This is a genomic window from Streptomyces sp. NPDC058579, assembly GCF_042718575.1.
Taxonomy (GTDB): Bacteria; Actinomycetota; Actinomycetes; order Streptomycetales; family Streptomycetaceae; genus Streptomyces.
In genome coordinates this window covers 36,655-58,331 of the sequence record NZ_JBHXPI010000039.1, presented here as the reverse complement: position 1 = coordinate 58,331, position 21,677 = coordinate 36,655, and the positions used below count along the sequence as shown (strand labels likewise).

The window sequence follows — 21,677 nt, the reverse complement described above, 5'->3', positions numbered from 1 at the left end:
GCCAAGCTGCGCGCAGACAGACACACACACCGCAGCTCTCGCAGCGTCGCGAGCCGCAGCACGCTCCCCGCAGCAGCAGCACGCCAAAGGATGAGGCCCGTGACCTTCAAGGCTGAGTACATCTGGATCGACGGCACCGAGCCGACCGCCAAGCTTCGTTCGAAGACGAAGATCCTGCCGGGCTCGGGCGTCTCTCTGGAGGAGCTGCCGATCTGGGGCTTCGACGGTTCCAGCACGAACCAGGCCAAGGGCCACGCCTCGGACCGCGTCCTCAAGCCGGTCTTCGTCTGCCCCGACCCGATCCGCGGCGGCGCCGACATCCTGGTGATGTGCGAGGTCCTCAACACGGACATGACGCCGCACGACTCCAACACGCGTGCCGCGCTGGCCGAGGTCTACGCGAAGTACGCCGCCCAGGAGCCGATCTTCGGCATCGAGCAGGAGTACACCTTCTTCGACGGCGAGCGTCCGCTCGGCTTCCCGGTCGGCGGCTTCCCGGCCCCGCAGGGCGGCTACTACTGCGGTGTCGGCGCCGACGAGATCTTCGGCCGTGACGTCGTCGAGGCGCACCTGGAGAACTGCCTGCAGGCGGGTCTGGGCATCTCCGGCATCAACGCCGAGGTCATGCCGGGCCAGTGGGAGTTCCAGGTCGGCCCGCTGGCGCCGCTCGAGGTCGCGGACCAGCTGTGGATCGCGCGCTGGCTGCTCTACCGCACGGCCGAGGACTTCAAGATCTCGGCGACGCTGGACCCGAAGCCCGTGAAGGGCGACTGGAACGGCGCGGGCGCGCACACCAACTTCTCGACGAAGGCGATGCGCGAGGGCTACGACGCGATCATCACCGCGGCCGAGTCGCTGGGCGAGGGCTCGAAGCCGCTCGACCACGTCAAGAACTACGGCGCCGGCATCGACGACCGTCTGACGGGTCTGCACGAGACCGCCCCGTGGGACGAGTACTCGTACGGTGTCTCCGACCGCGGCGCCTCGGTCCGTATCCCGTGGCAGGTCGAGCAGGACCAGAAGGGCTACATCGAGGACCGTCGCCCGAACGCGAACGTGGACCCGTACGTGGTGACCCGACTCCTGGTCGACACCTGCTGCGAGGCCCTGGAGAAGGCCGGCCAGGTCTGATCCGCACCCGCATTCCCGTAGGGGCGCCCCACCGTCGAACGGTGGGGCGCCCCTTCGGCATTGCGGCCGGTAAGGGGGTCGTCGCGGGCATTCCCGAGTAGTAGAGTAGGGATATGGCCATCAACCGGAACGACACCGCGACAGGTCGCTTCGACCTCGAGCCGTTCTGGCCTTCCCGCCAGCACCACGACTTCGACCGGTGCTGTCGGCGCGTGCGGAACGCGTCGGCCCTCTAACGCCCCGACCGGGATCTGAACCCGGTCCAGCGGCCTTCGGCCGACGCGCGATCGACGTAGTACGTCTTCGTCTTCTCTCCGTCTCGCGCGAAAGAGCTGAGCTTCCCATGGCCCACACCCAGACCGCCCAGACCGCTTCCCTCACGCCGCTGCGCCCCGGCCGGCACCGACTTCGGGCCGTCGATCCCAACGAGGTCGTCGACCTCTCCCAGGTCGCGGAGTTCCTGCCGCCCGGTGCCACCCTGCTGCCCGCGCCGCCGCACGCGCTGCCGACGCTGCCCGGGCGGCCGCCGATGGTCGGGTATCTCGTGCTGCTGCCCGCCGGCGGGCAGACGACCGGGGCCCCGGTGACCCCCGTCGCCCCGGAGGACGAACAGGGGCCCGTGACGATCGACTCGGCCCGGCGCGTCGCCCACGTCGACGGGGGCGAGATGGACCTCACGTACCTGGAGTTCGAGCTGCTCGCCCACCTCGTCGCCCACCCGCACCGGGTCCACACCCGCGACCAGCTGGTCACGACGGTGTGGGGGTACGGGCACGTGGGCGACGGGCGGACCGTCGACGTCCATGTGGCGCGGCTGCGCCGCAAGCTGGGCGCCGAGCACCGCCACACGATCCAGACCGTGCGGCGGGTCGGCTACAAGTACGCGCCCTGATCAGGCCGCGCGGGACTCCTCGGAGCCCTGTGACCCCTCGGACCCCTGTGCCCCCTGGGACCTCGCCTTCACCCTGGCCACCAGGGCGAGGGTGAGGTCCACGGCCAGGAACGCCAGCAGGCTGAGTCCGAGCATCGGGACGAACCAGCCCACCAGTGCCGTCGCCGCGAGCAGCGGCAGCAGCATGGTCGGCGGAACCTTTCGCCAGGCCCCGCGCGCGACCGGGCGGCCGGGGCGGCGGAGCCACCACATCCGGTAGCCCCAGACGATCAGCAGGATGAGCGCGAGGGCGAGGGCGGCCAGCGCGAGCTGGTTGACCAGGCCGAAGGTCACGCCCATGTGCAGGTCGATGCCGAAGCGGGTGAGCTGGGCGAGCACCGGGTAGTCGGTGAACCGGAGTTCGTCCATGACCGCGCCGTCGGCCGGGTTCACGGCCACCGAGTCGAGGTGCACGGGGAACTGGGCGTCGGTCTCCTTGACGACGTACCCCTTGCCCTCGGAGGGCAGGACGACGGACAGCTTGCCCTCGACGCCCTTCGCTCGGGCCGCCTCCAGCACCTTGTCGATGCCGACGTCCGGGCCCTTGGGGGCGGCCGTGTGGCCGCCCATGTCGTGGCCCTCGTGCTCCGAGGAACCGTCGCCCGCCCCGGCGAGGGTCGCGGAGACGGACGGGGTCGCGCCGCCCAGCTGGTCCTGGACCGCGCCGATGTTCTCGCCCGCGTACCGCGACCAGGTCAGACCGGTCGCGGAGAGCACCACGAGCCCGGCGACCGCCCACAGGCCGACCGTGCCGTGCCAGGAGAGCGTACGGCGGCGGGACTTGGGGCCGCGCTCCGGTACGAAGAGGTCACGGCGGCTCTTGCGGCGCCGGCCGATCCAGAGCGCGAGACCGCCGAGGGCTATCACCCAGAGCCAGCTGGCGGCCAGCTCGCTGTAGTTGCGGCCGAGGTCGCCCAGGTGCAGATCGCGGTGGAGCTCGTCGATCCAGGTGCGCAGCGGGAGCGCGCCGGAGCTGCCGTAGCTGGGGAGCTGGCCCCGGATCTCGGCGGTGTACGGGTCGACGAAGACGGCGAGGGACTTGCCCTCCTCGACGTCGGGGTCGGCCATGAGGACGCGGGTGGTGGCGCCTTCCTCGGCGGAGGGCCAGACGGCGGTGACGGTGCCGTTGGGGTTCACCTTGGTGGCGGCGTGGACCTGCTGCGAGAGCGGCAGGACCTTGTCGCCGACGGGGACCTCCAGCTCGTGCGCGTAGACGATCTTCTCCGCCTGGAAGGAGAGCGCGTAGAGCAGTCCGCTGGCGGCGGCGGCGAGCAGGAAGGGGGCGATGAGGACGCCGGCGTAGAAGTGCAGGCGCAGGACGAGGGGGCGCAGCGCGCTCCAGGTCCCGGGGCGGGTGGCGGTTCTCTCGGGTGGCGCTTCGGCGGATTCCGGGCGCGCGAGGTCGTCGATGGTCATGACTGTCCTAGGAGTCGGTGTCGACAGGGGGAACCGGCCCCCGGGTCAGACGTGTGCTCCGAGGGCGGTGGCGCGGGGTACGGACAGCCGGGGCGGGCCGCGCCGGGAGAGGCTGTGCGCGAGGACGACGTCGTGCGGACGGCGCCGGGTGCGCGGGCGGGGGCGTACGGCCCGAGGCGGCTCGGGCACGCGGACGACCGCGAGCAGCAGGCGCAGCGGGGTGAAGGCGAGCGCGGCGACGGTCCGCGCGAGCGCGAAGAGCGCGGCCTCGCCCCTGGCCAGCCAGACGCCGCAGACGAGGGCGGCGAGGAGGTGGGCGGCGAGCATGCCGAGGGAGGAATGACCCCCGCCGGTGCTCATCGCCATGACCGAATCCATCGCCGGGTCCATGGTCGTGTGCGCCATGACCGGGTCCGTCATGGCGGCGGAGTGGTCCATCGCCGCGTGGCGGGCCGTGCCGCCGCCGTGGGACTGGCCGGTCGAGAAGATCAGGTGCAGCGCCGTCTGGACGGCCGCGAGGCCGCCCGCGATCGCCGCCGGGCCGCGCCGCCGGCCACCCGCCAGCCACGCGATGCCACCCGTGACGGCGAAGGCCGCGTACAGCGAGCCCGCCGGGATCTCGTGCGCAGACATGGACGAATGCCCCACAGCAGCCAATACCACGCAGACGGCCGCGAAAAGCGCGGCTCGCAGGGCGCGTATCGGCGACCGGGAGTCCGTCATGATTCGGCCATGGTGACATCCCGCCGCCGGGAGCGGGAGACCGCCTCCCTCGTCACTCTTCCTGGTCAGCGCATCGAACGAACGTACGTATCGGGTTGGCTGAACGCGTGGGGCTTGTCGTGCGTATGGAGTCCCATGCGACGCACACGAAAACGTTCGACACGCGCGAAACGAGTTGTGGCCGTCTCCGTCGCCCTGCTTCTGGGCGCGGGCGGCCTGGTCGCCGTCAATGTCTACGCCTCCGCGGGCGAGGGCCGGGGCGACCCGCCACCGTCCGAGGCGCGGAACGCGGTCTCGACGATCGACTGTCCCGACGCGGCCGAGGAGCTGACCGACGTACCGGAGGCGGAGCGGGACTCCGTGGACCGTGAACTCGCCGCCCTCGACAGCCAGATCACGGCCGCCTACCAGCGGCTCGCCGACGACAGGGAGCGGGTGGAGAGCGACCCGGACTTCGCCGAGCAGCAGATCCTGACCCCGCTGAAGGACGAGCGGCTCCCTGTACTGCAGCGGATCGGGCAGTCCGTGGACGAGCCGCTCGACGGGCTCGCGCCCTGCACCCTGCGCGCCGACGACGAGCCCAGCGGAGGCGGTCGCGGGGGCAGCGAGCAGGGGCAGTCGGGGAACGGGCCCGAGGCCTCCGACTTCGTCGACATCCAGTCGGTACGCCCCAACGTGAACCTCCCCCAGCAGCGCCGGGGCGGCTCGCGCGGCTCGTTCGTCACCGACTGCGGCCGGAACCAGAACGGCAAGTTCAACCCGGACAACGTCATCGTCGCGCCGGGCGTGAGCAACGGCGCCCACCACATGCACGACTACGTCGGCAACCAGGCGAACGACGCCTTCGCGAGCGACCAGGACCTCGCCCGGGGCCGGACCACGTGCCGCAACCAGGGCGACCGGTCCACGTACTACTGGCCGGTGCTGCGGCTCCAGAACGGCGAGGCCGAGGACGACGCCGACGCTGACGGCGGCGGCAAGGACCAGAACGTGGGCGAGATCCAGACACCCTCGCAGGTCACCCTGAACTTCGTCGGCAGCCCGGTCTCCAAGGTCACGGCGATGCCGCGCTTCCTGCGGATCATCACCGGTGACGCCAAGGCCTTCACCAACGGCGACGCGAACGCCAACGCCTCCTGGTCGTGCACCGGGTTCGAGAACCGTCAGCTGAAGGACAAGTACCCGATCTGCCCGCAGGGCAGCAAGGTCGTCCGGACGTTCCGCTTCCAGAGCTGCTGGGACGGCCGGAACACCGACAGCGCCAACCACCGCACCCACGTGGCCTTCGCCGACCCGGCGAGCGGACGGTGCGGCAAGGGTTTCCGCGCCATCCCCCAGCTCGTCCAGCGGATCGTCTACGACGTGCCGCCCGGCCCCGGCTTCGCCGTCGACTCGTTCCCCGAACAGCTCCACAAGCCGATCACGGACCACGGCGACTTCATCAACGTCTTCGACCAGCGGCTGATGCGGAGGGTGGTGGACTGCGTCAACAGCGGCCGGCGCTGCTCCTAGGACCCGGCGCGCGCCGGGTCCGGGGAAGCCCCGGACCCGGCCCGGCCCGGCAATCCCCCGGCCGTACGCTCGCCGACGCCCGTCGCCCGAGGATCACCGGCGCGTGCGCGGGGGCGTGCGGAGGGACGATCAAGGACTCCGGAAGGACCATGTGGGGGAGCTCGGGCAGCCGAGCCCGGGGCATACGACTCCGTGAACCCACTCTTCATCGGAGCTGCCCGTGAAACGCAACATCCTCGGACTCCTCGCCCCGCCCGCGTTCGCCGCCGCGCTGGTCTTCGCGACCGGCTCCGCGGCCGCGGCACCCAGCGGATACGACCGGTGCCCCAGCGGACACTTCTGTCTCTTCAGCGAATACGACGGCAACGGCGCGATCGCGTCGTTCCGCCTGGGCAGCCCCAACCTCGCCCAGCAGGGCTTCGACGACCTGGCCGCGTCGTACGCCAACCACACCGACAGCGTCTGGTGCACCTACGGCGACTACAACTACAGCAAGGCACAGCTCTACGGCGCCTGGGACGCGAACACGGCAGGGAGCCTGGGCGAACTGCACAGCTTCATCAGCTCGGTACGGCAGGGACAGTGCTGACGAGGAGCGGCTCCGGACAAAGGGGCTAGTGGTGTCCCGTACCCGTGCTCGTACCTGCGTCTGCCCCTGAGGAATGCGTCCCGTGCGGCTCGGTGGTCTCGATGCGACCGCCGAGCCGTTCGCGTACCCGCTCCACCGTCCCCGCCTCGCCCGAGACCGCCCACTTGCGGCCGACGAGGTAGGAACCGCCGTAGTCCTTGGCCTGGTTGAGCCACTCGCGCTGCCCGCGGTCGGTCGCGAAGGTGGTCAGGACGTACGTGCCGTCGTCCGTCGCGCACTTCGCCTGGCGCAGCTCCGTCGCGTCCGTCTGGACCTCCGGGGCGCAGACGGCGCGCTCCGCTATCTGTTCGAGGGTGCCGCTCGCTTCGGCGGGGGCTTCCCCGGGCGCCGACTCGCAGGCCGCCAGGGCGAGCAGGACCGCGGCCACCGCTGCCGTTCGTCGCGTACGCATCAGCATCCGCCCATCCTGCCCGCCCGGTCGCGCCAGGGTGAGCGGAATCCGATCGGTTACGGTTTGGTGGGCTATGCCCGTAGATGTACCGCCGTGAGGGACCTTTCCGGAGGAGTCGACGCCATGCCCGCCATCCCCGCCGCCACCGTCGCCAACCTCCGTGACCTGGGCACCCTCCCCCTCGGCGGGGGCCGCAGTGTGCGCTCGGGCCGGATCTTCCGCTCCGCGCAGCTCGACCGGCTCGACCCCGCCGAGCCCGCCGTGGCCGCGCTCGGCATCCGTACCGTCGTCGACTTCCGCACCGCGCACGAGCGCGCGGACCGCCCCGACCACCTGCCGCCGGGCGGACGGCTGCTCCTCGCGGACGTGCTCGCCGACCATCTCGCCGCCAGCGGCCTGCCGCCCGCCGCCCAGCTGAAGTCCCTCCTGACCGACCCGATGCTGGCCGAGCAGGCCCTCGGCGGCGGCCGGGCCCACGAGGCCTTCGCCCGCACGTACCGGGCCTTCGTGTCGACCGACTCCGCCCGCCTCGCCTACCGGGCGTTCCTCACCGAGCTGGGCGATCCGCGCGGCGGGCCGCTGCTCTTCCACTGCACGGCCGGCAAGGACCGCACCGGCTGGGCGGCCACGATCGTCCTGACGCTGCTCGGCGCGGACGAGAAGACGGTCATGGCGGAGTACCTGTCGGTCAATCCGGCGGTACGGCAGGCCTTCGCGCCGATGATCGAGGGGTTCACGGCCCAGGGCGGCGACCCGGAGCTGGCCCTCGCCCTGATCGGGGTCGTACCGGAGTACCTGACGGCGGCGCTCGACGAGGTCGCGGTCCGGCACGGCTCGATGGAGGCGTACGTAGGGGACGGGCTCGGCGTCCCCGACGAGGTGACGGACGTTATCCGCGAGCGGCTGACGGTGTACGACGTCTGAGGAGCCACACCGGCACACCGGCACACCGGCACACCGGCACACCGAGGTGACCATCGCACCATTCGCTCGTTCTGCTGAATGTGAGCACCCAGGAACTCGACGCCTCCCCCCACGGCTCCCCCCTCGACCCGGTCGATGTCGAGCAGGCCGAGGCGGCGCTCGTCGAGCACTACCAGCGTCTCGTCCGGATCGCGTACCTCGTGCTGCCGCCCTCGCTCGGGCGCAACCGGCGTGTCCTCACGGCGCACGCGCTCGTCCAGGGCTCGCTGCCGCGCCGCCGGACGTCCGGGTCCGGTGTCCCCGGAGCGCGCCGGGCCGAGGACGCCGTCGACCCCGGGTACGCGTACGTGCGGGGCGAGGTGCTGCGGCAGGCGCTGCTCGCGGGGCTGCCGCTGCTGCGCCGGGCGCTGCCCCGGCGGGCGCAGTTCCCGCCGCTGCTGCCGCAGGTGTGGGGGCTGCGGCTGTTCCCGCGCGCCGGCGGCGCCGACGAACTGGCCCTGGACCAGAGGCTCTCCGCCCTCTCGGGACCGGCCCGCGCGGTGTACGTGCTGCGGGGCCTGGAGCGGCAGGGCGACCCGGAGGTGCTGCGGGTGCTCGGGGCGGCCGGGGTGGCACGGGCCGACGCGGCGGCGGCGCTCGCGGAGGCGAACGAGGTGCCCGCGCAGTACGCCCTCCTCGACTCGCCCGAGTTCGATCCCTGCTCGCTCCAGGCCCGGCCGCCGGACCTGATGCGCCGCCGCCAGCACGGCCGGGCCGCGCTCGCCGCGCTCGCGGCCGCCCTGGTGTGCGGGACGCTGCTCGGGCTGCCCGGCGACGGCTGGGGCCCCGGCGCCGCCGCGCCCTCGTACGCGCGCAATCCGGCGGCCGAGGCGGCGCTCGACCCGGCGAAGCTGAGGCGCGTACCGGCCGGGTTCTGGCAGAGCTCGGCGCGGACGGACTTCTCGGTGTGGCCGGTCAGGGGCGCCCTGGCGGACGACCGGGGGCTGCTGCGCCGGGCCCTCGCGGTGTGGGCCAGGCCGGGCCCGTCGGTGCGGTCCTCGGCGACACCGGGGACGCCGGTGGGCCCCCCGATGGGCCCGCCCCAGCTGCTGTACGCGGGCGAGGTGGACGGCTCGCGGATCGTGCTCCTCCACGACGGGCTGCGGGCGGTCCGGTACGCGGAGCCGCGCACGGGGAGCGCCGGGGCGGCCCTGGACTTCGCGCGGACCGACGGCGCGGACCTGGTCGGTTCGGCGGCGCTCGTGCTCTCCCGTACGACGGCCAACGTCCGCTATCTGACGGCGCCTTGGGTACGGGAGACGGCCGTACGGGACCTGCTGGCGCCGGCCAAGGAGCCCTGGCGGCTCGGCCGCGACGCGCACGGGGTGACCGAGCCCCTGCTCAGCCCGGCGCAGGCCGAGGGCTGCACGGCGTGGAACACGCTCCAGGTGCGGGACGCGAACGGGGAGCGGCTGCTGGCCGATCTCGGCGAACTGGCGCCGGCCCGGCTGACCTCGGGGCCGCCCTCGGCGCCGAAGGACGTGACGGGGAAGGACGCGACGGGCAGGGCGGCGCGGGAGATGTGGGCGCGGGCTGCGTGCGGGCTTACGGCGGTCCGCTCGCACGGGGTGCGGTCGGTGAACGCCTGGCCGTTCGCCGAGCAGCGGCTCCCCGAGGACGGGGGCCGGGCGGCCTGGGTGTGCGCGCGGGCGGAGACCTGGCGGGGCAACGGGACCCGGGTGCTCGCCCAGTTCCAGATCCAGGCGCCGAGGGTGGCCGCGGCCGTCGTGGCGCGGGCCGAGGAGTCCCCGGCGTGCGGGGTGCGCGACCCGCGGGTCCTCGCGGGGGTGCTCTGGCAGGCGAAGAGCGGGCACTGGTACGTCCTGGCGGCGGGCAGCGGGGAGTTCGTGTCGCTGCGGACCACGGGCGGGGTGAAGGGCGAGGCGGAGGGCCGGCTGCTCGCGGTACGGGCGAAGGCGGGCGCACGCGCGGACCTCGACGGCACGCTGAGGAACGGGACGCGGGTGGGGGCGCTGCGTTAGCGAACGACGGTCAACGCCTCGGGGTCGAAATCTCGTGCACGACCCTGTTGCCAACTGCTTACCCCTCAGTACATTGACGGCATGTCTAATACGCAGCCTGCACCGGTGGCGTCGGAGCACATCGAACTCAAGGCCCGCAAGGTCTCCTTCGACTGGGAGGAGACCCCGCTCCACTGGGTTCCCGGCGACCCGTTCACGACCCACACCATCAACGTGCTGCACCTGCTGCTCCCGGCCGGCGAACGCTGGTTCGTGCACGTGTACAAGCAGGTGCTCCCGTTCATCACCGACGACCGGCTGCGTACCGACGTCATCGGCTTCATCGGCCAGGAGGCCGTCCACTCCCAGGCCCACGACGACGTGCTCCCGCACCTCAAGAAGCTGGGCCTCGACCCCACTCCGTACACCGCGCAGGTCGACTGGTTCTTCGAGAAGCTGCTCAGCGACCGGACCCTGCCGCCCGGCCGGGCGCGCCGCTGGTGGCTGATGGAGCGGGTGGCGCTGATCGCCGCGATCGAGCACTACACCGCCTTCCTCGGCAACTGGGTGCTGAACGCGGAGGAGTTGGACCGCAAGGGCGCCGACCCGACGATGCTGGACCTGCTGCGCTGGCACGGCGCGGAGGAGGTCGAGCACCGCTCGGTCGCCTTCGAGCTGTTCATGCACCTCGACGGCGGCTACCGGCGCCGCGCCCGCACGTGGGCCACCGCGTTCACCGCGTTGGTCTTCCTCTGGCAGCGCGGTACCCGCTTCTTCATGGAGAACGACCCGACGCTCGTCAACGGCCGTGCCTCAGTGGGCCAGTTGGTCCGCAAGGGCCGGGAGGGCGTGCTGCCGGCCACGCCCGACCTGCTGCGGGCCGTCCCGCGCTACCTCAGCCGGGACTACCACCCCTCCCAGGAGGGGAACACGGCCCAGGCCGTCGCGTACCTGGCCAACTCCCCCGGCGCCAACGGAGGCCGCTGACCATGCCCCGTCTCCGTACCGTCGTCCTGGTCGCCGGGGCCGCGGTCCTCGCCAAGCGCGCCATGCGCCGCCGGATCACCGCCTCCCCGCTCTGGCCGATGCCCGCCCTCGACGAGCCGACCTCCGGCCGTGGCCGGCTCGCGACCGTGACCCGCAGGGTCCTGGTCACCGAGCGCACCGAGCCCGCCGAGGGCGTGGTCCGCCTCCGTCTCGAAGGCACCGGCCTGCCCGCCTGGCAGCCGGGCGCCCACATCGACCTGGTCCTGCCGTCCGGGCTCGTCCGCCAGTACTCGCTGTGCGGCGACCCGGCCGAGACCGACACGTACACGGTGGCGACCCGGCTCATCGAGGACAGCCGGGGCGGCTCGCGCGAGGTGCACGAGCAGCTCCACGTGGGCACGGAGATCGAGATCCGCGGGCCGCGCAACCGCTTCCCGCTCGTCGACGCCCCGGCGTACGTCTTCGTGGCGGGAGGCATCGGCATCACGCCCGTACTCCCGATGCTGCGCGCGGCGGAGGCGGCGGGCGCGGACTGGCGGCTGCTGTACTGCGGGCGCAGCCGCGCGACCCTCCCGTACGTGGAGGAGATCGAGAAGCTGGCCGGCAGCAGGGTGTCGGTGGTCGCCGAGGACGAGTCCGGCCGCCCCGGCCTCGACTTCCTCGCCGGGCTCCCCGAGGAGACGGTCGTGTACTGCTGCGGCCCCGAGGGCCTGATGGCCGCGGTGTCCGCCGCGCTGCCCGAAGGCCGGACCGCGCACCTGGAGCGCTTCTCCCCCGCCGGCGCGGCGGGCGGCGGCCCGTTCGAGGTCGAACTGCGCCGCTCCGGGCGTACGGTGACGGTCGCCGCCGACCAGTCGGTCCTCGCCGCCGTCCGGGGCGCGGTGCCCGGGGTCGCGTACTCCTGCGAGCAGGGCTTCTGCGGCACCTGCCAACAGCGGGTCCTGGAGGGCGAGGTCGACCACCGGGACGAGCTGCTCACGGATGGAGAGCGGCCGGGTTCGATGCTGATCTGCGTCTCGCGGTGCGCCGGGGAACGCCTGGTGCTCGACCTCTAGGAGTCAGGTCAGGGCAGGATCAGCCAGTCGAAGGCGAGGGCGGCCGCGAGACCGCCGACCAGGAGCCAGGTGCCGAGGCGGGTGCGGCCGTTGCGGGAGAGCTCGATCACGACGCCGCAGAGGATCATCGCGAGCCCGTACACGCCGACGACCAGGACGGACGTCCGGCTCGCGAGCCGGACCGCCAGGACCACGGCCATGGCGACCAGCAGAACGGAGGCGGCGGCTATCCGTAGTTGGCGTGCCTGCTTCGGGCTCAAACCGGATGTGCTCATGTCGAGGGAGCGTATCGGACGCCCGTTAGGCTGTTCGCATGACGACCGGAGTGCGCCGCAGGATGGGCGTCGAGGAGCGCAAGCAGCAGTTGATCGGGGTGGCCCTCGAGCTGTTCAGCCACCGCTCCCCCGACGAGGTCTCCATCGACGAGATCGCCGCGGCCGCGGGGATCTCGCGGCCGCTGGTCTACCACTACTTCCCCGGCAAGCAGAGCCTGTACGAGGCGGCGCTGCGGCGGGCGGCGGACGAGCTGGCCGCGCGCTTCCTGGAGCCGCCGCAGGGTCCGCTGGGCGCGCGGCTGCTGCGGGTGATGGGCCGGTTCTTCGACTTCGTCGACGACCACGGCCCGGGTTTCGCGGCGCTGATGCGGGGCGGCCCCGCGGTGGGCTCCTCCACGACGAACGCCATGATCGACGAGGTGCGGCAGGCGGCGTACGAGCAGATCCTGGCGCACCTGGACGTGGAGACCCCCTCGGCCCGCCTCGAACTGGTCGTCCGCTCCTGGGTGTCGCTGGCCGAGTCGACGGCTCTGATCTGGCTGGACGGGCGGCGGGTGCCGCGCGCGGAGCTGGAGCTGCAGCTGGTGCACGACTTCGCGGCGCTGGCGGCGGTGAGTGCGGCGTACGACACGGAGATGGAGGACATCCTGATCCGGATGCTCGCCGACGAGCCGTCGGACGGCCCGTTCGGCGAGCTGGTCACCCGCCTCCTGACCCTGGCACCGAGGGTCCCGGCGCAGGGCACGCGCTAACCGCCGGGTGGGCACCGCCGTGGGGAGGTGCCCACCCGGGTGCCCACCCGGATGAGAGGGATCAGCCGGCCTTGAAGACGGCCACCGTGCGGGACGGGACCGTGAAGGTGCCCGTCGTCGGGGTGTAGGACGCCGACTTCGTCGTGGGGTCCGTGCCCTTCGCCTGGAGCGGGTGGAGGGTGTAGGCCTTGCCCGCCAGGGCCGCGATCCGCTGGGTCTGCTGCTGCGGGGTCGCGTTGAAGACCACCACCAGGTCCCCCAGGCGCATGGTGATCACGCCCGGGGTCTCGTCCGTGCCCGAGAGCGGGAAGGACAGGGAGTCCTGGACCTGCCCTGCGGTCGCCAGGGAGAACGCGGGCTCCGTCGTACGGATCTTCTGCAGGTCCCGGTACGCGCCCGAGGCGCCCGCGATCTCGGCGCAGCCGACCGTCAGCGACGGAGCGGTCAGCAGGGGCTTTCCGTACCCCCACTTCGGCCCGTTGTCCGCCGCCGGCGGCAGGCCGCGGCCGAAGCCGTTGCCGTCCCGGCAGTCCCAGTGGATCGCGTTGAACCAGTCACCGCTGTCGTACGAGTTGCGGTCGAGCGACTTGGAACGCAGCAGGTCCGAGCCCGCCTGGGAGAGCGCGGGGCCCTGCGAGAGCGTCGCCGTCGCCATGGCGAGGACCTGCATCCTGGCCCGGTCGGCCGCCGACGTGGTCGCCGGGAGCTTGAAGGCGAGCGCGTCGTACAGCGTCTCGTTGTCGTGGGCGTCGGCGTAGGCGAGCGCGTCGCCCGGGGCCGCCGCGTACCCCGCCGGGGAGCCGTTGTAGTCGACCTGGCCGCCCTTGACCGTACGGCCCGCGGTGTCGGTGAAGGTGTAGTCGGCGAGGTTGCCCGACAGACCCACCTTGATCAGGTCCTGGTAGTGGAGCAGGCGGGCCTTCTGCTGCTCCGGAGTGCCGTTGGCGGTCGAGGAGTTGGGGTCGGTGAAGAGGCCCGAGGCGAAGCCCTGGACGCCCGGGTCCTCGTCGAACGGGCCGCCGCCTCGCACGGCGTCACGGGCCCGGTCGGAGAAGGTCGCGATCCCGGTGCCGGCCATGTTCTTCTGGGTGGCCTGGACGAAGCGCGCGTCGTCGGCGATCTCGCCGAAGTTCCAGCCCTCGCCGTAGAGGACGATCGCCTTGCCGTCGACGCCGTCCTTCGCCACGGTCAGCGCGTCCAGGGCCGTGCGGACGGCGAGGATGTTCTCCTTCGGGTGGTGGCCCATGAGGTCGAAGCGGAAGCCGTCCACCTTGTACTGCCTGGCCCAGGTGACGACCGAGTCCACGACGAGCTTGCCCATCATGGCGTTCTCGGGCGCGGTGTTGGCGCAGCAGGTGGAGGTGGCGACGGAGCCGTCGGCCTGGAGGCGCTGGTAGTAGCCGGGCACGACCTTGTCGAGTACGGACTTGTCCGCCTGGCCGCTCGCCACGGTGTGGTTGTAGACGACGTCCATGACCGTGCGCAGTCCGGCCCCGTTGAGGGACTGGACCATCTGGCGGAACTCGACCGTGCGGCGGGTGCCCTCGGGGTCGGTGGCGTAGGAGCCCTCGGGGACGGTGTAGTGCAGCGGGTCGTAGCCCCAGTTGTAGGCGTCCTTGGCCGCCGCGGCGGCCACGCAGGCCTGCTGCTCCTCGGAGTCGGGGGCGTAGACCTTCAGGTCGCAGGCGGGGGCGGTCTGGTCGGACTTCTTCTCGGGGATGGTGCCGATGTCGAAGGCCGGGAGGAGGTGGACGTACGAGGTCCCCGAGGCGGCCAGGTCACGCAGGTGGCGCGCGCCCTTGCTGCCCGCGTCGGTGAAGGCGAGGTACGTGCCCTGGTGGGCCGGGACGGCCGTGGTGTCCGCGACCGAGAAGTCGCGGATGTGGAGCTCCTGGATCTGGGCGTCGCGGAGCGGTACGGCCGCGGGCTTCTTCAGGCCGGTCCAGCCCTTGGGGGCGAGCTTCGGGTCCGTGAGGTCGACGACGAGGCTGTGGGTGGAGTCGGTGGTCAGGGCGGTGGAGTAGGGATCGGTGACCTTGTTGGTGACGAGCCGCTGGACGCTCGGGGCCCAGACCTTCACCACGTACCGGTACGGCTTTCCGGTCCACGCGCGCGTGCCGGTGGCCGACCAGACGCCGGAGGCGTCGTCGCGGCGCATGGGCACGGTCCTGCCGTCGAGTTCGAGGGCGACGGACTGGGCGGTGGGCGCCCAGAGGGAGAGCGTGGGACGGCCCTGACGGAAGACCGGGCCGAGGTCGGCGCCGGTCGCCTTCGGCGCGTACAGGGCGTCGAGGACCCCGGCGAGCTGGACGCCGGTGGCGGTCAGGACGGCGTCGTTCGCGGCGTACTGGGCGGCGACGAGCTGGCCCCCCAGGGCCTCGCGGATCCGGTCGCGGTCGCGCGGGTCGACGGTGAAGGCACCGTACGACTTCAGGTGCGGGAACGCGGCCTTCTGGGCGTCCGTGAGCTGCGTCCGGTTCAGGCGCAGGACCTGCCGGTCACCGCTCAGCGCCCCGTCCTTGACGGTGATCGAACCGTCGCGGGAGGCAAGGAGCACGCTGGAGGCGGCGGCGTCGCTGCCGTTCCAGGCGAGCGTCGTCCCGTCGATCCAGACGGCCTGGGCCTTGGTGAGGTCCAGGGCCGCGCCGCCGCCCTTGGGCTGCGGGAGCAGGTACTTCTCCTGGCCGCCGAGCAGCCAGACCTCGTGGCCGTTGGCCTTCAGGTCGAGGGACTGGTCGCCGGGCAGGTCCTTCTCGTCGCCCTTGTGGAGGATGTAGGAGAGAGAGGTGGCGCCGACGGCGAGCGGGACCTCGTAGACGGCTCCGTAGGCGTCGACGCGGACCGGCTCCAGCGGCTTGCTCCAGTCGGTGGGGTTCGCGGCGCCGGTCCAGGTGTGGAGCCCCCAGCCCGCGTAGTTGGCGTCGGCCCGCTTGTAGTGCAGGACGGCCTTCGTCGTGTCCTGCGGCGGGTACGCGCCCTCGGGGGCGGCGTTCAGTACGGTCGGCTTGCCCTGCTCGATCCAGACCTCGCCGGTACGGGACAGGTCGACGGTCCGGTCGGCGTCGGTGTCTTTGACGCCGTCCTTGTTCACGGCGATGAAGCCGACCGAGGAGGCGCCGGGCTTGAGCTTGACGTAGGCGAAGGCGCCGTACGCGTCACGGCCGGTGAACGGCTTTCCGGCGGGCCAGGTGGTGCCTTCGCCGTCGGCGATGTCGCCCCAGGTGTAGAGGCCCCAGTCGTCGTAGTCCCCGGCGGGGCGCTTGTAGTGGACGATCGCGTAGTCGCGCTGGGTGGCGGTCGGCGGCTGCTCGACGGCCGGGGCGCCGCTGGTGGACGCGGCGGTCGCGCTCGCGGTGCGGCCGGCGCTGTCGACGACGACGGCCTTGTAGCGCAGGGCCGTTCCGGCGGGCGCGGTGACCTTCTGGGTGACCTTGTACGGGGCGTGGTCGGCGGAGCCGAGGACCTGCCACTTGCCGGTGCCGGTCTGGGCGGCGAAGACGACGCGGTTGAGCCGCCCGCCGTCGACGTCGGCGCTGATCTCGACGGTGCCGGTGGCTCCGGCGGCGGGCGCCTTGAGAGTGATCGTGGGGTTGGCGGCGGGCGCGGGCAGCGGCTTGGCCGCCTTGAGCACGAGGGAGCCGAGGCCGGGGACGGTCAGCTTGACCTTGGTGTCACCGGTGCTGGTGACGCGGGTGGAGCCGCCGCCGTGGAGTGTGGTGAAGTCCGTGCCGGCGGCGGAGCCGGTGGGGATCTCGACGGTCTTGGCCTCGGTGGAGCTGTTGACGGCGACGACGTACTCGACCTTGGCCCGGGCGTCGGTACGGGAGAAGGCGTACACGTTGCCCTCGGCGTACCGCTGTTCCTGGACGCCGTCGCGGAGCGCGGGGTGCTCGCGCGTGAGCTTCGAGAGGGCGGCGATCTGGCGGTAGAGGGGGTGGGTGGGGTCGTACGCGTCGGTGGCGTGGGTGCGGTCGGTGCCGAGCTGGTCGTCGTCCAGGTAGTCGGCGGTCTTCGACGCGAAGAGGGTCTGGCGGGCGTCCTTGTCGCCGCCGGCGCCGGTGTAGCCCTGCTCGTCGCCGTAGTAGACGACGGGGTTGCCCCGGGTGAGGAACATCAGCTCGTTGGCGAGCCGGTAGCGGGCGAGGAGTTCGGCGTCGTCGGCCTTCGGGTTGTCCTGCTCGAGGAAGGTGCCGAAGCGGCCCATGTCGTGGTTGCCGAGGAAGGGCACCGACTCGTAGGCGTTGGCCTTGTCGGTGGTGTAGCGGTAGTCCTGGCCGAAGAGGTTGGCCAGCTTGTCCGCCGAACCGCCCTGGGAGGCGAAGGTACGGGCGGCGTCCTGGAAGGGGAAGTCGAGGGTGGCGTCGAGGCGGCCCTCGGTGACGTACGGGGCGGTGATCGCCGGGTCGGCGGAGTACACCTCACCGAACATGAAGAAGTCGTCGCGGCCGCGCTTGGCGGCGTACTCGTCGAGGGCGGTGGCCCACTGGGTCCAGAACGCGGTGTCGACGTGCTTGACGGTGTCGATGCGGAAGCCGTCGATGTCGAAATCACGGACCCACCGCTGATAGATCCTCTCCATGCCCTCGACGACCTCGGGACGCTCGGTCCAGAGGTCGTCCAGGCCGACGAAGTCGCCGTACTGGGAGGACTCGCCGGCGAAGGTGGAGTCGCCGCGGTTGTGGTACATCGTGGGGTCGTTGAGCCAGGAGGGGACCTTGAGGTTCTTCTTGGCGGCGGGGACGACGGGGGTGCGGGGGAAGGAGTCGGGGTCGACGCGAGGGAAGGCGCTGCCGGTGCGGTCGGGGTCGCGGTCGCGGTCGCGGTCGCGGTCGTCGAAGGGGACGCCGTCCTTGGTGAGATAGGGGAAGGCGCCCTTGGAGAGATATTCGTAAGTCTTCTCTTCGTAATCGACGACGTCGGCGGTGTGGTTGGTGATGACGTCGAAGAAGACCTTCATGCCCTTGGCGTGGGCCTGGTCGATCAGCTTCTCCAGGTCGGCGTTGGTGCCGAAGTGGGGGTCGACCTGGGTGAAGTCGGTGATCCAGTAGCCGTGGTAGCCGGCGCTGGCGTCCTTGCCGGCGCCCTGGACGGGCTGGTTCTTGAAGATCGGCGCGAGCCAGATGGCGGTGGTGCCGAGCCCCTTGATGTAGTCGAGCTTCTTGGTGAGCCCCTTGAGGTCGCCGCCTTGGTAGAACCCCTTGTCGGCGGGGTCGAACCCGGTCTGGAGACGGGTGCCGGTGAGGCCACCGCGGTCGTTGGCGGGGTCGCCGTTGGCGAAGCGGTCGGGCAGGACGAAGTAGAACTGCTCGCGGGTGAGGTCGTGGCGGGCGGGCTGGGAGGCGAGCGCCCGGTCGGAGGGGGGTGGTGGGGGCGGGGGCGCGGCGGCTGCGGGGAGGGCGGGGCTGAGCCCGACCGCCAGACTCGCGGCGAGGGCGACGCCTAGGGCGCGCGATCGTCGGGTGCGGAACAAGTGCGTTCTCCTTAACGAGTTCGGACACCCCACCCCACCCCTCCCCGAAACCCTGCCGGGGGCTGGTGGGGGTGAGCCGGAACTACCGGGGGCTTCGCCCCAGGGCCCCGGGGGCGGGTGACGCGGCAGCTTCGCGCCGCAGGCGCGGTGGGTGGTTAGCGCGGCGGCTTCGCGCCGCGGGCGGTGGGCGGGTAGCCCGGCAGCTTCGCGCCGCGGGCGGTGGGCGGGGCGCCGCCGGATGGCGACTCCCGTTCTGGGCGTACGTTTCCGCCGGGACGGCGGGGGTGTGGGCACAGCCCACGAGGGCAGCGCCTGGAAGAGGGCCGTGCCCCACGGGCCCCGCGGCGCCGCCAGTGGGCAGTGCACCGCGGGGTCGCGCCCCCGTTGTGGGCATACGTTCCGCAGGGCGGAACGGGTGGGCACAACCCACGAGGGCGGCGCCCGGGACAAGTTCGTTCAGCCGGGCCCCGGGCACGGGGGCGTTCGGGGCCGCCCGGGCCCGAGGCCCTTCAGACGCGCAGCGTCACGTGCGGAACGTGTCCGTGACAGTGACCTGGCCGGTCGGCGACGGGACCGTCGCTGCGCGGTTCGGGCCCGACTCCCAGGTCACGTTGCCCGCCGCGTCCTTGCGGAGGTACTTGTACTCGAAGGTCGTGCCCGCCGGGAGGGGGACATTGAGCGTCCAGGTCGGGTACGACGTCGGGTCCAGTTTCAGGGCCGACGCAGGGGACCAGTTGCCCAGTTCCGCGCGGTTGCCCGTCACGTAGATGTTCTGGCCGGACGTCGTCGTCGCCGTCACCGCGAAGGACGCTCCCGTCACCGACGACGACGGCGCGCACGAGCGCGCGTTCACGTGCAGCGCCAGCGCCGTGTTCGCGCCCAGCGTCGCCGTGAACTGGCCCGAGGCGTTCACCGTCACCGGCGTGCCGGTCTGCACGTCGCAGTATGTGCCCGCTGCCAAGCCCGTCTGGAACGTGCGCGTCAGCGAACCGCCCTCGTGGTTGATCGCGACGTACCCCTTGTCCCCCCGCCCGAACGCGATCGCGTTGTTGCCGTTGTCCCACCAGTTGCCGACCGCCGTGCCCCGCGTCGCGTTGCGGAAGCCCACCATCGAGGCGATCTCGCGCCACGCGTGCTGGCACTTCCACCCGTCGGTGTAGCAGGCGTTGACCTGGCCGGCCCCCGGCGCGCCCGCGTCCTTGTCGGACCACTCGTAGCCGGAGTGGACGTCCGGGGAGCCGTACGGCCACGCCAGCATGAAGACCGAGGCCAGGGTGTACGTGGCGCCGTTCTTGTAGTTGAGCGTGTCCCCGCCGCGTTCCGTGTCGTGGTTGTCCACGAAGACGCCCGACGAACCGGACGGCATGTAGCCCCACGACTCGCCGAAGTTGCTCAGGTACGACAGCTTCTCCGAGCCGAAGATCCGCTTCAGGTCCCGCGCGTAGCGGAACTCCTGCACGTCCCCGTTGCCCAGGTACTCGCTCGGCGAGACCGCCTCACCGGCCCCGAATATCGCCTCCTGCTTCCAGTAGACGCCCGGGTTGCTCAGCCGCGACTTGATGTTCGCGAGGTCCGCCGCCGGCATGTGCTTGGCGGCGTCGACGCGGAAGCCGTCGACACCCAGCGACAGCAGGTCGTTCATGTACGCGGCGATCCTGCCGCGCACCCAGTCCTCGCCGGTGTCGAGGTCCGGGAGGCCGACCAGCTCGCAGTTCTGGACGTTGGCCCGGTCCTGGTAGTTGGAGATGGTGGCCCGGCAGTCGTCCATGTCGGCGCCCGAGTACAGGCCCGGGTAGTCGTACTTGGAGAACGAGGTCCCGCCCGTCCCCGTGCCCGACGCGTTCGCCATGTGGTTGATGACGGTGTCCGCGACGACCTTCACACCCGCCGCGTGACAGGTGTCGACCATGGACTTGAAGGCGGTGCGGTCGCCGAGCGGTCCGGCGATCTTGTAGCTGACGGGCTGGTACGCGGTCCACCAGGTCGAGCCCTGGATCCGTTCCTGGGGCGGCGAGACCTGTACGTAGCCGTAGCCTGCCGGACCGAGCTGGTCCGTACAGGCCTTGGCCACCGAGGCGAACTTCCACTCGAACATCACCGCGGTGACGTCCTTGGGCCCGGGTGCCGCCGCCTGCGCCGGAGCGGGCGGCGCCGTGACGGCCACAGCGGCTCCCGCCACCAAGGCGAGTGCAGCGGCCACGGTCTTTCTGGCCATGATTCCTCCTGACGACGTCCCTGTCGCAAGAAGTTGCCGAAAATGACAGCAACTGTTTTCAGCCGTGACCGTACGAGCGCCCCGGGGCCGGGTCAACCCTTTGGACCCCTCAACGCAAGCAATTACGCAAGGAGTTGCAACGAGCGCCCGGCCGGCGGCTGCGCCGTGGAGCCGCGGACCACCAGCTCCGGCTGGAAGACGAACTCCGTGCGCTGCACGGGGTTGCCCTCCACCTCCTCCAGGAGCGCGCCCACCGCCGCCGTCGCCATCGCCTGTACGGGCTGGCGCACGGTGGTCAGCGGCGGGTCGGTGAAGGCGATCAGCGGCGAGTCGTCGAAGCCGACCACCGACACGTCACGGGGCACGTCGAGGCCACGCGCGCGCACCGCGCGGATCGCGCCGAGCGCCATCAGGTCGGAGCCGCAGACGATCCCGGTGCAGCCCTGGTCGAGCAGGATGTCGGCCGCCGCGTGCCCGCCCTCGACGCCGAACAGCGTGGGCCGGATGTACCGTTCGGCCTCCGCCCGGTCCAGGCCGAGCGCCGCGTGCAGCTCGGCCGTGAAGCCCTCGGCCTTCCGGCGCGAGGGGACGTAGCGCGTCGGGCCGATCGCAAGCCCGATCCGTTCGTGGCCCAGCTCGACCAGGTGCCGTACGGCCATCCGCGCCGCCGCCCGGTCGTCGGGCGAGACGAAGTTGGCGTCGACGCGCTCGTTGTAGCCGTTGATGAGGACGAACGGGACGCCCCGCGCGGCCAGTCGGACGTACCGCTCCGGGTCGGCGGTGGCGTCCGCGTGCAGCCCGGAGAGGAACACGATGCCGGTGACCCCGCGCTCCTCCAGCTGCTCGACCAGCTCGTCCTCGGTGGCCCCGCCGGGCATCTGCGTGCAGAGCACCGGGGTGTAGCCGTGCCCGGCCAGGACCTGCTCGATGACCTGCGCGAACGCGGGGAAGATCGGGTTGGTCAGCTCGGGCACGACCAGGCCGACCAGGCCCGCGCTGCGCCGTTTGAGCCGTACGGGACGCTCGTAGCCGAGCACGTCGAGCGCGGCCAGGACGCGGTGCCGGGTCCCGCCGGCCACGCCCGCCTTGCCGTTGAGGACGCGGCTGACCGTGGCCTCGCTGACGCCCGACTGGGCCGCGATGTCCGCGAGCCGCGGGGCGCCCGTCCCCGCGCCCCCCCGCGAGGGGGCCCTCTAACCCCCCCCCCCAAGCGGGTGTGAGCGGGCCGCACAACAACACCCACCCC

Annotated in this window: 16 protein-coding genes; 9 read left to right on the top strand and 7 right to left on the bottom strand. The window is 72.1% G+C overall.

What is annotated here, in order from left to right; genetic code table 11:
• Positions 1-99 precede the first annotated feature (99 nt).
• Entirely contained in the window at positions 100-1,131 is a 1,032-nt protein-coding gene (gene glnII, locus ACFWRO_RS30210; protein ID WP_384515610.1) for a glutamine synthetase, read from the top strand.
• Positions 1,132-1,474: 343 nt separating this feature from the next.
• The gene (locus ACFWRO_RS30205) at positions 1,475-2,023 is read left to right on the top strand and encodes a winged helix-turn-helix domain-containing protein (protein WP_384515607.1); all 549 of its coding nucleotides are present in this window, start codon (positions 1,475-1,477) and stop codon (positions 2,021-2,023) included.
• Here the strand turns inward: ACFWRO_RS30205 and ACFWRO_RS30200 are convergent, their stop codons facing one another.
• Both ACFWRO_RS30200 and ACFWRO_RS30195 read right to left on the bottom strand, forming a co-directional pair.
• The gene (locus tag ACFWRO_RS30200) at positions 2,024-3,478 is read right to left on the bottom strand and encodes a PepSY-associated TM helix domain-containing protein (protein ID WP_384515605.1); all 1,455 of its coding nucleotides are present in this window, start codon (positions 3,476-3,478) and stop codon (positions 2,024-2,026) included.
• Positions 3,479-3,523: 45 nt separating this feature from the next.
• Positions 3,524-4,111 (bottom strand): hypothetical protein, encoded by a 588-nt coding sequence (locus ACFWRO_RS30195; RefSeq protein ID WP_384515602.1) that lies wholly within the window; start codon positions 4,109-4,111, stop codon positions 3,524-3,526.
• A gap of 225 nt (positions 4,112-4,336) precedes the next feature.
• On the opposite strand from ACFWRO_RS30195, the gene ACFWRO_RS30190 reads away from it, so the two are divergent.
• Both ACFWRO_RS30190 and ACFWRO_RS30185 read left to right on the top strand, forming a co-directional pair.
• On the top strand, positions 4,337-5,713 hold the full coding sequence (locus ACFWRO_RS30190) for a DUF1996 domain-containing protein (RefSeq protein WP_384515599.1): 1,377 nt from the start codon (positions 4,337-4,339) through the stop codon (positions 5,711-5,713).
• 220 nt (positions 5,714-5,933) lie between these two features.
• Complete coding sequence (locus ACFWRO_RS30185) at positions 5,934-6,302, top strand: peptidase inhibitor family I36 protein (RefSeq protein ID WP_384515597.1); 369 nt, start codon at positions 5,934-5,936, stop codon at positions 6,300-6,302.
• A gap of 25 nt (positions 6,303-6,327) precedes the next feature.
• Here the strand turns inward: ACFWRO_RS30185 and ACFWRO_RS30180 are convergent, their stop codons facing one another.
• Complete coding sequence (locus tag ACFWRO_RS30180; RefSeq protein ID WP_384515595.1) at positions 6,328-6,753, bottom strand: hypothetical protein; 426 nt, start codon at positions 6,751-6,753, stop codon at positions 6,328-6,330.
• A gap of 123 nt (positions 6,754-6,876) precedes the next feature.
• Here ACFWRO_RS30180 and ACFWRO_RS30175 point away from each other — a divergent pair, with 123 nt between their 5' ends.
• The 4 genes from ACFWRO_RS30175 (at position 6,877) to ACFWRO_RS30160 (ending at position 11,719) form a co-directional block, all read left to right on the top strand.
• Positions 6,877-7,677: a tyrosine-protein phosphatase gene (locus ACFWRO_RS30175; RefSeq protein ID WP_384515592.1), complete on the top strand. Its 801-nt coding sequence runs from the start codon at positions 6,877-6,879 to the stop codon at positions 7,675-7,677.
• A gap of 71 nt (positions 7,678-7,748) precedes the next feature.
• A complete protein-coding gene (locus ACFWRO_RS30170; protein ID WP_384515650.1) occupies positions 7,749-9,698 on the top strand; it encodes a hypothetical protein in 1,950 nt (649 codons plus the stop codon).
• Positions 9,699-9,779: 81 nt separating this feature from the next.
• A complete protein-coding gene (locus ACFWRO_RS30165; protein WP_384515589.1) occupies positions 9,780-10,664 on the top strand; it encodes a metal-dependent hydrolase in 885 nt (294 codons plus the stop codon).
• On the top strand, positions 10,661-11,719 hold the full coding sequence (locus tag ACFWRO_RS30160) for a PDR/VanB family oxidoreductase (RefSeq protein WP_384515647.1): 1,059 nt from the start codon (positions 10,661-10,663) through the stop codon (positions 11,717-11,719). Before ACFWRO_RS30165 ends, ACFWRO_RS30160 begins: the two co-directional genes overlap by 4 nt.
• A gap of 8 nt (positions 11,720-11,727) precedes the next feature.
• Here the strand turns inward: ACFWRO_RS30160 and ACFWRO_RS30155 are convergent, their stop codons facing one another.
• Positions 11,728-11,994: a hypothetical protein gene (locus ACFWRO_RS30155; RefSeq protein ID WP_384515586.1), complete on the bottom strand. Its 267-nt coding sequence runs from the start codon at positions 11,992-11,994 to the stop codon at positions 11,728-11,730.
• 38 nt (positions 11,995-12,032) lie between these two features.
• On the opposite strand from ACFWRO_RS30155, the gene ACFWRO_RS30150 reads away from it, so the two are divergent.
• Positions 12,033-12,746, top strand: coding sequence for a TetR/AcrR family transcriptional regulator (locus ACFWRO_RS30150; RefSeq protein ID WP_384515584.1), 714 nt, complete (start codon positions 12,033-12,035; stop codon positions 12,744-12,746).
• A gap of 61 nt (positions 12,747-12,807) precedes the next feature.
• Here ACFWRO_RS30150 and pulA read toward each other — a convergent pair whose 3' ends face one another.
• The 3 genes from pulA to ACFWRO_RS30135 all read right to left on the bottom strand — a co-directional run bounded on the left by pulA (position 12,808) and on the right by ACFWRO_RS30135 (position 21,573).
• Entirely contained in the window at positions 12,808-18,216 is a 5,409-nt protein-coding gene (pulA, locus tag ACFWRO_RS30145; RefSeq protein WP_384515581.1) for a pullulanase-type alpha-1,6-glucosidase, read from the bottom strand.
• A gap of 523 nt (positions 18,217-18,739) precedes the next feature.
• Positions 18,740-20,431, bottom strand: a complete 1,692-nt coding sequence (locus ACFWRO_RS30140) for a carbohydrate-binding module family 20 domain-containing protein (protein WP_384515578.1) — start codon at positions 20,429-20,431, stop codon at positions 18,740-18,742.
• Between the two features lie 122 nt (positions 20,432-20,553).
• Complete coding sequence (locus ACFWRO_RS30135) at positions 20,554-21,573, bottom strand: LacI family DNA-binding transcriptional regulator (protein ID WP_384515644.1); 1,020 nt, start codon at positions 21,571-21,573, stop codon at positions 20,554-20,556.
• Positions 21,574-21,677: the final 104 nt, after the last annotated feature.